Origin of the sequence: Bradyrhizobium sp. AUGA SZCCT0182 (assembly GCF_018130185.1) — a bacterium.
In the GTDB taxonomy this organism is placed as follows: Bacteria; Pseudomonadota; Alphaproteobacteria; order Rhizobiales; family Xanthobacteraceae; genus Bradyrhizobium.
In genome coordinates this window covers 66,745-77,000 of sequence record NZ_JAFCLY010000041.1, presented here as the reverse complement: position 1 = coordinate 77,000, position 10,256 = coordinate 66,745, and the positions used below count along the sequence as shown (strand labels likewise).

At 63.3% G+C, this 10,256-nt stretch carries 11 protein-coding genes; 5 read left to right on the top strand and 6 right to left on the bottom strand.

Features of this window, described 5'->3' with window-relative positions; genetic code table 11:
- Positions 1 to 179: 179 nt before the first annotated feature.
- The 3 genes from rocF to JQ611_RS32250 form a co-directional block, all read right to left on the bottom strand.
- Positions 180 to 1,148 (bottom strand): arginase, encoded by a 969-nt coding sequence (gene rocF / locus JQ611_RS32260; protein ID WP_212270032.1) that lies wholly within the window; start codon positions 1,146 to 1,148, stop codon positions 180 to 182.
- Positions 1,149 to 1,287: 139 nt separating this feature from the next.
- Positions 1,288 to 2,103, bottom strand: a complete 816-nt coding sequence (locus JQ611_RS32255) for an acyl-CoA thioesterase II (protein ID WP_212270033.1) — start codon at positions 2,101 to 2,103, stop codon at positions 1,288 to 1,290.
- Between the two features lie 187 nt (positions 2,104 to 2,290).
- Positions 2,291 to 4,807, bottom strand: coding sequence for a glycogen/starch/alpha-glucan phosphorylase (locus JQ611_RS32250; RefSeq protein WP_212467725.1), 2,517 nt, complete (start codon positions 4,805 to 4,807; stop codon positions 2,291 to 2,293).
- A gap of 202 nt (positions 4,808 to 5,009) precedes the next feature.
- On the opposite strand from JQ611_RS32250, the gene JQ611_RS32245 reads away from it, so the two are divergent.
- The 4 genes from JQ611_RS32245 to JQ611_RS32230 all read left to right on the top strand — a co-directional run bounded on the left by JQ611_RS32245 (position 5,010) and on the right by JQ611_RS32230 (position 6,736).
- Complete coding sequence (locus JQ611_RS32245) at positions 5,010 to 5,240, top strand: hypothetical protein (RefSeq protein ID WP_212270035.1); 231 nt, start codon at positions 5,010 to 5,012, stop codon at positions 5,238 to 5,240.
- Positions 5,183 to 5,740, top strand: a complete 558-nt coding sequence (locus tag JQ611_RS32240; protein ID WP_212467724.1) for a GNAT family N-acetyltransferase — start codon at positions 5,183 to 5,185, stop codon at positions 5,738 to 5,740. The genes JQ611_RS32245 and JQ611_RS32240 overlap by 58 nt, the downstream gene beginning before the upstream one ends.
- A gap of 87 nt (positions 5,741 to 5,827) precedes the next feature.
- Entirely contained in the window at positions 5,828 to 6,157 is a 330-nt protein-coding gene (locus JQ611_RS32235) for a multidrug efflux SMR transporter (RefSeq protein ID WP_212270059.1), read from the top strand.
- A 147-nt stretch (positions 6,158 to 6,304) separates the two neighbouring features.
- Positions 6,305 to 6,736: a hypothetical protein gene (locus tag JQ611_RS32230; protein WP_212036496.1), complete on the top strand. Its 432-nt coding sequence runs from the start codon at positions 6,305 to 6,307 to the stop codon at positions 6,734 to 6,736.
- Between the two features lie 161 nt (positions 6,737 to 6,897).
- Here JQ611_RS32230 and JQ611_RS32225 read toward each other — a convergent pair whose 3' ends face one another.
- Entirely contained in the window at positions 6,898 to 7,680 is a 783-nt protein-coding gene (locus JQ611_RS32225; protein WP_212467734.1) for a DUF2865 domain-containing protein, read from the bottom strand.
- Positions 7,681 to 7,989: 309 nt separating this feature from the next.
- Positions 7,990 to 8,553 (bottom strand): orotate phosphoribosyltransferase, encoded by a 564-nt coding sequence (pyrE, locus tag JQ611_RS32220; RefSeq protein WP_212467723.1) that lies wholly within the window; start codon positions 8,551 to 8,553, stop codon positions 7,990 to 7,992.
- A 202-nt stretch (positions 8,554 to 8,755) separates the two neighbouring features.
- Here pyrE and JQ611_RS32215 point away from each other — a divergent pair, with 202 nt between their 5' ends.
- On the top strand, positions 8,756 to 9,382 hold the full coding sequence (locus tag JQ611_RS32215; protein ID WP_212270037.1) for a glutathione S-transferase family protein: 627 nt from the start codon (positions 8,756 to 8,758) through the stop codon (positions 9,380 to 9,382).
- A 115-nt stretch (positions 9,383 to 9,497) separates the two neighbouring features.
- Here the strand turns inward: JQ611_RS32215 and JQ611_RS32210 are convergent, their stop codons facing one another.
- The gene (locus tag JQ611_RS32210; protein WP_212467722.1) at positions 9,498 to 10,133 is read right to left on the bottom strand and encodes a LysE family translocator; all 636 of its coding nucleotides are present in this window, start codon (positions 10,131 to 10,133) and stop codon (positions 9,498 to 9,500) included.
- Positions 10,134 to 10,256: the final 123 nt, after the last annotated feature.

Sequence of the window (10,256 nt, the reverse complement as noted above, 5' to 3'; positions counted from 1 at the left end):
GCGCTGGTCGGCATGTTCCAGAAGAACTTCGCCAAGTTCGAAGCCCAGGTCGATGCCGATGTCCGCGCTGCTGCGCCCGAGGTCAAGCTCGCGGCGGAGTAATCCGAACGTCATTTTGGGAAATGAAAAAGGGCGGCCGCAAGGTCGCCCTTCTTTTTCACTGAACGCCTGTGCTTTGGCTATCGTCCTTGCAGCATCGCGTTTGTCGGCGTCCGGCGGTCGGTGATCTGCAGGCCGAACAGGCTGCCGATCAGTTCGACCGCAACGCGCGCGGTGCGGCCGCGCTCGTCGAGAAACGGGTTGAGCTCGACGATGTCGACCGAGCGCACCAGTTCCGAATCATGCAGCAGCTCCATGATCAGATGCGCCTCGCGGTAGGTGGCGCCGCCGGGCACGGTGGTGCCGACACCCGGCGCGACCGCCGGATCGAGAAAATCGACGTCGAAGCTGAGATGAAGCACGCCATTTTTCGCCTTCACGCGCTCGATGACGCGGCGGATCAGCACGCCGACGCCGAATTCGTCGAGCGCACGCATGTCGGCGATGGCGACGCGGCGGTCTTGAACCAGCTGCTTTTCCAAGGGATCAATCGACCTGATGCCGAACAAATCGAGCTGATCCGGCGTAATCGACGCGCGCGGTTGATCGCCGAGCAAATCGTCAAGCCCGCCTTCGCCGCACAGGAACGCCGAGGACATGCCGTGCATGTTGCCGGTGATGGTGGTGTCGGGCGTGTTGTAGTCGGCATGCGCATCGAGCCACAGTACGAACAGCGGCCGGCCCTGTTCTGTCCAATAGCGCGCGACGCCATTGACCGATCCCATCGAGAGCGAATGATCGCCGCCCATGAAGATCGGCACCGCGCCGGAACGCGCCAGCCCGTAAGCGCGCTCGCTGAGCAGCCGAATCCAGGTTTTCACCTCATCGTAGAATTTGGCGTTGGCTGGCGGCGGTCGGTCGGACGTGACCGTCGATATCGAAAGATTGCCGTGGTCCGCGACGGCAAATCCCAACTGGTCGAGCACACGCGCAATGCCCGCGGTCCGCAGTGCATCTGGTCCCATTAGCGTGCCGGCTTGCGAAGCGCCGATTTCGATGGGGATGCCGAGGAGGGCGATATCGGGCCTTTTGACGTCGGGTTCGGACATGAGCCGCCCTCATATTCAGAATGCGTAGGGTGGGCAAAGCGCAGCGTGCCCACCATTCAAGACGTCACTGTGGATGAATGGTGGGCACGGCGCAAACGGCCTTTGCCCACCCTACGCAGACTCGAGCGGAATTGTTCCCTTACGCCTTGAAATACGCGATTTGCATCGTCGTTGCGAGCAGCCGTCCGTTCGGCGACCACAATTCACCGTTCTGATCGCCATAAGACTTGTGGAAAATCTTGGCGTCGGCCACCGCCAGCACGCGCGTGATGTCTTCCGCCGCGAGATCGGCGGCGTCGGCGTGAAAATAGGTCGTGATCGACACCGTGCCGAACGGCACCAGTTCGCGCCTGGCGTGGAAGATGCGGCCAAAAAACGCATCCGACATCGACATCAGCGACAGCGCGTCGATCTTCCGCGGCACCCGGTCGCCGATCCACAGTTTCGAGAACGAATTCGGCTCGGCCGAAGACGCCGATCCCCAACCCGGCTCGCCCTCGACGAAGCGGAAATCATACTGCTTGACCCAGGGGGCGGCGACCTTCCCGTAAGGCAGCGTCTGCTCGTAGGGTTTTGACGACGGGAACGGCGCCTGCGGGTGCGACCAGGACGGACGCCGCTCGGCGAACACGGCGGTGGCCAGCGTCGCGACCTCGCCGCCATCTTGCGTCATCTCCACGCACCAGTGCTGCGTCGAGCGGTTGGCCTTGACCAGGCGTACGTCGAGATCGAAGGCGCCTTGCGCGACCGGCGCGCAGAAATTGACGGTGAGCGACAACGGATCGCCCGACCGTTGCGGATGATCGATCAGCGCCCGCAGGATGGTGGCGGCGGTGGCGCCGCCGAACGGGCCGACAAAGGCCCAGTAATCCTCGCTGGTCTTGCCCTGCCAGCGGCTGTCGCCGGCGGTGACCTGCGTGGCGTCGTCGAAAAGATGCGGTGCCTTGGTGAGCATGGATTCTCCTAAACCCAATCGTCCGTCATTGCGAGGAGCGTAAGCGACGAAGCAATCCAATCTTGCTTTGCCACTATGGATTGCTTCGCTGCGCGCGCAATGACGGTGTCCCTCATGACGCGCAGTATCACGGCAATCTTGCCGGATTCAATGACGCCGGAGGTAATGGATTTTCGCCGGCCGGAATTCAGCCCGACGCGCCGCGCTGGGCTTCCAGTTCCTGCTCCGCCGTGCGCACCGGCACGTGCCAGATATCCTCGGCATATTCGCGGATGGTGCGGTCGGAGGAGAACCACGGCATCCGCGCCACGTTGAGGATCGAGGCCCGCGTCCACGCCGGCATCACCTGCCAGCGCGCATCGATGCCGCGCTGCGCCTCGTAATAGGAATCGAAATCGGCGGCGCACATATAGTGGTCGAACTGGCGCAGCGTGTGGCCGATCGCCTCGAACCTTGCAGGGTCGCCGGGCGAGAAGTCGCCGCTCTCGATCGCGCTGATCGCCCGCGACAGCCGTGGCGAGCGGCGGATCACGTCGGAGGCATCCAGTCCCTGCCGGCGCCGGACCATGACGTCGCCGGCCTCCATGCCGAAGATCGCGATGTTTTCCGCGCCGACATGGTCGCGGATCTCGATGTTGGCGCCATCGAGCGTGCCGATGGTCAAGGCGCCGTTGAGCGCGAGCTTCATGTTGCCGGTGCCGGAGGCCTCCATGCCGGCGGTCGAGATCTGTTCGGACAGGTCCGCCGCCGGGATGATCACTTCGGCCAGGCTGACATTGTAGTTGGCGAGGAACACGATCTTCAGCCGGCCCGCGACATCAGGATCGTTGTTGACGATCTCGGCGACGTCGTTGATCAGCTTGATGATGAGCTTGGCGGTACGATAGCTCGCCGCCGCCTTGCCGGCGAAGATTTTCACCCGCGGCACCCAGTCGCGCTGGGGTTCATCCTTGATCGCCTGATACAGCGCAACCGCTTCGAGGATGTTGAGCAGCTGCCGCTTGTATTCGTGGATGCGCTTGATCTGGACGTCGAACAGCGCCGACGGATCGACCTTGATGCTGAGGCGCTCGCCAATCACCCGCGCCAGCGCCAGCTTGTTCTGGAGCTTGACGTCGCGGAACTGCTGCTGGAACGAATTGTCGCCGCAATGGTCTTCGAGGCGCTGCAGCTGCGCGAAATCGTCGAGCACGGCTTCGCCGCAGGTCTCGCGCAACAGGCTGGTCAGTTTCGGATTGGCCAGCATCAGCCAGCGCCGGAAGGTGATGCCGTTGGTCTTGTTGGTGATGCGCTGGGGATAGAGATGGTTGAGATCGTGGAACACGGTCTCCTTCATCAGGTCGGAGTGCATCGCCGAGACGCCGTTGATGCGGTGCGATCCGACAAAGGCCAACTGTCCCATCCGCACCCGGCGGCCGGAGCGCTCGTCGATCAGCGACACCGAGGCGCGGAAGTCGATATCGCCGGGAGCGCGTTGTTCGGCCAGCGCCAGATGCGCGGCGTTGATGCGGTAGATGATTTCAAGATGCCGCGGCAGCAGCCGTTCGAACAGCTCGACCGGCCAGGTCTCGAGCGCCTCCGGCAGCAGCGTGTGGTTGGTGTAGGACAGCGTCGCGACCGTGATCTTCCAGGCCTCGTCCCAGCGGAAATTGTGCAGGTCGACCAGAAGCCGCATCAGCTCGGTGACGGCAAGGCTCGGATGGGTGTCGTTGAGCTGTACCGCGGCCTTTTGCGCCAGGCTGCGCAGCTGCCCGTCGGCGGCAAGGTGCCGCTTGACCAGATCCTGCAGCGAGGCCGAGACGAAGAAATATTCCTGGCGCAGCCGCAATTCGCGGCCCGCCGCGCTCTCGTCGTTCGGATAGAGGAATTTGCAGATCGATTCCGCACGCGCTTCCTCGGCCATTGCGCCAAGATAGTCGCCGGTGTTGAAGGCATCGAGCCGCAGCGGATCGGGCGAGCGTGCCGACCACAGCCGCAGCGCGTTCACATGCTGGCCGCGCCAGCCGACGATCGGGGTATCGTAGGCGACGGCCTGCACGGTTTCGCCGGGATGCCAGCTCGCGCGTTCGCGGCCGCGGTCCTCGACATGGGTGACGTGGCCGCCGAAATGCACCTGATAGACCACCTCGGAGCGCTGGAATTCCCAGGGGTTGCCGAAGCCGAGCCACTCGTCGGGATATTCCTGCTGCCAGCCCTGCGCGATGATCTGGCGGAACAGGCCGAAATCGTAGCGGATGCCGTAGCCGATCGCGGGAATGGCGAGGGTGGCCATGCTTTCCATGAAGCAGGCCGCCAGTCGCCCGAGGCCGCCATTGCCGAGCGCCGCATCCGGCTCGCAATTGCGCAGGTCCGACAAATCGACGCCGAGATCGCCCAGCGCCGCCTCGAACAGCGGCAGCAGGCCCATATTGTTCAGCGCGTCGGTAAACAGGCGCCCGATCAGGAATTCGAGCGAGAGGTAATAGACCCGCTTGCGGCCGGCGTCGTAATTATCCTTCTCGGCCGTCAGCCAGCGGTGCACGATGCGGTCGCGCAGTGCCAGCGCTGCCGCCTTATACCAGTCGCGCTTGGTCGCCATGCCGGTGTCCTTGCCGATGGCAAGCCGCAGCTTGGCGAGAATCGCGCCCTTGATTTCGGAAAGCGCCAGTTCGTCGATCGGTTGGCCCGGCACCGGAAAACTCCCTGCGAATGCTTGTTCTTGCAACGCGTCAATCCCTGCAGTTCAGACTCACAAAACGATACGCGCCTTGCACCACAACCGAAACCATCCAGACGTTTGTTGTGCACCGCGCTGACATGTTTTTATGCAAGGACCGGGCCGATTTGGAGGCATCGGCGCGCCGATTTCGGTGCTAGAATGGCATTTGAAAGCGATGATATCACGTCAGTTGAGGGGAGAGCGCGCCATGAGATTGATCATCGAGATCGCCGCCGCGACGCTCCTGGTGTTCTGCATCAGCGCCACCAGTGCCGCGTTCGCGGCCGGCAAGGCAGGCAAAACCGCCGATGGATTGGGCTGTTCGTTCAGCGTCGCGAAGAATGCGTCGCCCGCCGCCCGGTGTGCGGCGATGAAGCGGCAATGCGGCGGAAAATTCTACGCCAATTATTGCGGCGGCAAGATGCTGTCGGCGATGTGAGCAGCAACGAAACCAACCCGTCCGAACCCGCCTCGCAAGAAGAAATGATCCCACCGATCGGTTCAGTCTCGCTGTGTCCAGCCGACCATTCTGACGCAGAAGCTTTCGCCGCGCTTCGGATTCTGGCGATGCGGGAGAGCCTCGAACGCATCGGGCGCTTTGATCCGCCGCGTGCCCGCGAGCGGTTTCTTTCGGGCTTCGTGCCTGAACTCACCCGGCATATTCTGGTCGATGGGGCGCGCGCGGGACTGGTGGTCGTGAAGCCGGATGATGCGGGATTGATGCTCGATCACCTCTATATCGATCCGCGCTATCAGGGCCGCGGCGTGGGTGCAGCGGTGCTTGCCGAGGTTTTCGCCGAAGCGGACCGGCAAGGAAAGCCGTTGCGGGTCACCGCGCTGCGCGGCAGCGATTCAAACCGCTTTTATATCAGGCACGGTTTCACCCTCGTGCGGGAAGCCGAGTGGGACAATTACTATGTGCGTCCCGCCATCGGATAGTTCCCGAAGGCTCGCTAGTCCCGCCGCCACCAGATCGGCCCCAAACGCGAGTCGTCAAAACATCACATGCCTCTGCTAGCAGGCGGCATGACCTATCTCTATTTGGGCATCGCGATTCTTTCGGAAGTCGTGGCGACAACCTTCCTGAAACTGTCGGACGGTTTCAGCAAGCCGCTGCCATCGCTGGTGACGGTCGCGGGTTACGCGGTGGCGTTCTACTTTCTGTCGCTGACCCTGCGAAGCCTTCCGACGGGCGTGGTCTATGCCGTCTGGTCGGGCGTCGGCGTCGTGCTCATCGCCACCATCGCCTGGGTGTTCCAGAGCCAGAAGCTGGACATGGCGGCGCTCTGCGGCATGGGGCTGATCGTCTCCGGGGTCGTTGTGATCAATCTGTTTTCCAGCGCTTCTTCGCAGTGAGTGGATCTTGCCGGCCGGCGCTCGGGGTAATCAGCGGCTTGGAACAAATTAAGAACACTTTAGCAAGTCTTTGATATATCATTGTGATTCGGCGCAGTGCCGACACAATATCTATGGTCTATCGCCAGTACCGAGGACTACATGTCCATGTCCACCATCGCCTTCGATCAATTCGCGCTCACCCGTATCGCCGACTTCGCGCGCTCGCTGTCGCGGCTGCATCAGGCTTCGCGCCGCCAGCCGGTCGACGACGACGCGATCGACCGTGAGTTCAACGCCGTCTGCATGTCGGTGTGGGGTTACACGACCGACGATTTCAGCGACGATCTGTTCTCGATCGCCGATCACGCCTGGCTCGATTCGCTCGATGAGGCCCATGCGCGGATCTTTGCCGCCGAGCAGGGCTACGACCTCGTCGACGACCAGGGCATGCTGTCGGACTGGTGGGGCTATTGCTGGATGATCCTGGCCGAAAAGCGCGGCCTGCTGACGCCGGAAAACCGCGCCGCGGCGCGTGCGGCGATCGAGGAAAAATATCTGTCGGCGCCGAACGTGATCGGGGTGATCGTCGGGCGGTGAGGTCTTTGCTTCGTCATTGCGAGCGAAGCGAAGCAATCCATCAGTTCGTCATTCCGGGATGGTCCGAAGGACCAGACCTCAGATGCGCAATTGCGCATCGGGGAATCTCGAGATTCCGGGTTCGATGCTTCGCATCGCCCCGGAATGACGGCCTTCGGCCGTCAGTTCACTTCCGCGCGCTTCGCCGCCTTGGGTGCTGTGCTCTTCGGCACCACCGTCGCCGGCATCGCGATCTCGTTTCGCGTCTCGGGCATCACGGTTTCACCGACCATTTCAGCGCTGACAGGTGCGACCTTCATTTCACCGAGCCGGGCGCGGACGCTGGCGGTGAGGCCGGGATAGGAGGCCACGGGCGTGAATTCGGCGGCCTGCTCGGCGCCGAGGCGGACGCCGGTATAGGCCACCAGGCCGTCGGTGGTGGCGACGACGTCACCCGAGCGCAGCGAGGTGTCGAGCGCGAGGTCGACCGGCGCGAGGCCCGACGGGCTTCTGCCGTTGCAGGTGCAATCGGCGCGCAGCGCCTTGCGATAGGCGAACGCGTTTTCACTGTCGGCGTAGCGCTCGCCATTGCTGGCCGACGCGCTGTCGATATTGCTGCCATAGAACACTTTGGTGGTGCTGGCGGGACAGAACGCCTGGCACATCTGAACCGGCGTGGCGTTGCCGCGCGTGGTCAGCGGAAAATACTTGCCGTCGCAGCTTCGCACACAAAAGGCGGGTCCGGAGCCGGCGACGCGCGGCGCCGGTGCGGGCTGTGCCGGAGGCTGATTGAGGCCGAACGGATCGGCAAAGAAATTCGCCTGTGGCGGGGCTTGCCGCGCCTGCTGTTTCTGGCCACCGCCAAAGAACATGTCGAACAGGCCTTCGGCCGATACGCTGCCGGGCACCAGCATGAAAGATGCTGCAAGCGTGGCGGCGGCAATAGAGGTCGCGCGGCGCCGCATGCGCGAAAAAGCCAACTCTGTACGCAACGCTAACTCCACCCAACGCAACACTTACGCACCGACGCGCGACAGGCGTCAGTGGATTCACCATAATCCGGGATGGTAAACGAGCTATGAGCAAGCGTTCGGTAGCGGGAAAGAATTGCGGGCTTGCTTACCTCGCCCCGCTTGCGAGGAGAGGTCGGATCGCATCGTAGATGCGATCCGGGTGAGGGGGTACAGGTCTATCAAACTGACACTACTTTTGCGGAGAGAGCCCCTCACCCCAACCCTCTCCCCGCAAGAGCGGGGCGAGGGAGCAAAGAGCAATCACCCCTTCAAAAATTCGCCGGCCTTGTAGAGCGATCGAAACTGTATGCCGGCTTCGGCAAAGTTTTCGGTCGCGCCTTCCTCACGGTCGACCATGGTGAATACCAGCACGATCTCGCCGCCGGCTTCGCGCACGGCCTCGGCCGCCTTCAGTGCCGAGCCGCCGGTCGTGGTGACGTCCTCGACGATCACGATGCGTTTGCCTTGCAGGCTCTCGCCCCTGGCGAGGCCCTCGACCGCAAGGCGGGCGCCGTGCTCCTTCGGCTTCTTGCGCACGAAGAAGGCCGCGATCGGATGGCCCTTGAGCCAGGAGAGCTGCGCGATCGCGCCGGCCAGCGGCACCGCGCCCATTTCCAGCCCGCCCACGTAGTCGAGCTGATCGTCCTTCAGCGCCTCGTAGGTCAATTCCGCCAGCAGCGCCGCGCCCTCGGGGTCGAGCATGGTCGGCTTGAGGTTGAAGTAGAAGTCGCTCTTGCGGCCCGAGGCCAGCGTGATCTCGCCGCGGCCGAACGATCGCTTGCGGATGATCTCGGCGAGGCGGGCGCGGGAGGCTGACTTGGACAAGGCGTATTCCCAAAGGTTTGAGGCGGGCGGCAATCTATCGGTGCTTTCCCGTACATTCCAGAGCCGATCTGGCCCAATCAACAGGGCGCGGCAATGTGCCGGGCCCCCGCCGGGCGCAGGGACGCCCCCTCGGAAACGGCGGTTGTAAGGCCGCAAGCTTCCGCGCTACGGGAAGTCCAAGCTTTATTGGGGGAAACCGTATATGACCATCGAACTGCACACCTGGAACACGCCGAACGGCCGCAAGATCTCGGTCGCGCTGGAGGAAATGGGGCTGCCCTACAAGGTGATCCCGGTGAACATCAGCAAGGGCGAGCAGATGGCGCCCGCCTTCCTCAAGCTCAGCCCGAACAACAAGATTCCCGCGATCGTCGATCCCGATGGCCCGGAGGGCAAGCCGGTCAGCATTTTCGAGTCCGGCGCGATCCTGCTTTATCTCGGCGAGAAGACCGGCAAGTTCCTGCCCAAGCCGCTGGCCGAGCGTATCCCGGTCTATGAATGGACGATGTGGCAGATGGGCGGCTTTGGGCCGATGCCCGGCCAGGTGCACCATTTTATCGCGCTCGAGAACGAAACCGACCGCGCCTACGGCCTGAAGCGCTACATGGACGAGACCCGCCGGCTCTACGGCGTGCTGGACCGCAGGCTCACGAACCGCGAGTTCGTCGCGGACGCGCTGTCGGTCGCCGATTTCGCCATCCTCGGCTGGGCCTGGCGCCACCCGCGCCACAAGGTCGAGCTGAAGGATTTTCCAAACGTCGAGCGCTGGTACAACGCGCTGATGGCCCGCCCGGCGACGAAGCGCGGGATGGAAGCGAAGCTGGATTGAGACTATCGGTGTCATTGCCGGGCTTGACCCGGCAATCCATCTTTCTTCAAAATCATGTGCCTGCTTGCGCAGGCGATGGATGCGCGGGTCAAGCCCGCGCATGACAGCGCGGCGGCTACGCCTTCCTTGCCTCGAACGCCATTTTCACCGCCAGCCCCGCCAGCACGGTGCCCATCAGCCAGCGCTGCAGCAGCAGCCAGCTCGGCCGCGTGCCGAGAAACAGCGCGATCGATCCGGCCGCCAGCGCGATCACGGCGTTGACGCTGACGCTGATCGCGATCTGGATCGCGCCCAGCGCCAGCGACTGCGTCAGCACGCTGCCGACGGCAGGATCGATGAACTGCGGCAGCAGCGCCAGATAAAGCATCGCGATCTTCGGGTTGAGCAGATTGGTGACAAAGCCCATCGCGAACAGTTTGCGCGGGCCATCGACCTGCAGCTTCTTCACCTGGAACGGCGAGCGACCGCCCGGCTTCAACGCCTGCCACGCCAGCCACAGCAAATAGGCCGCGCCCGCAAAGCGCAGCGTGTCGTACGCATAAGGCACCGCGAACAACAGCGCCGTGATCCCGAACGCCGCGCAAAGCATGTAGAACACAAACCCGAGCGCGACGCCGCCAAGCGACACGATCCCCGCCGCCGCGCCTTGCGTGATGGAGCGCGAGATCAGGTAGATCATGTTCGGCCCCGGCGTCAGCACCATGCCGAGCGAGACGAGGGCGAAACCGAGCAGGGCTGATGTGTGGGGCATAGAAGGACTCGCGAGGGAATGCGCGCGCACTTCTAGCGCGCGTCACGCCGCGATGTCATTTCGGAAATTGTACGGAGAGCAATTCAGCCAAAAAAGCGGTGCGCTCCCTCTCCCGCGCTTGCG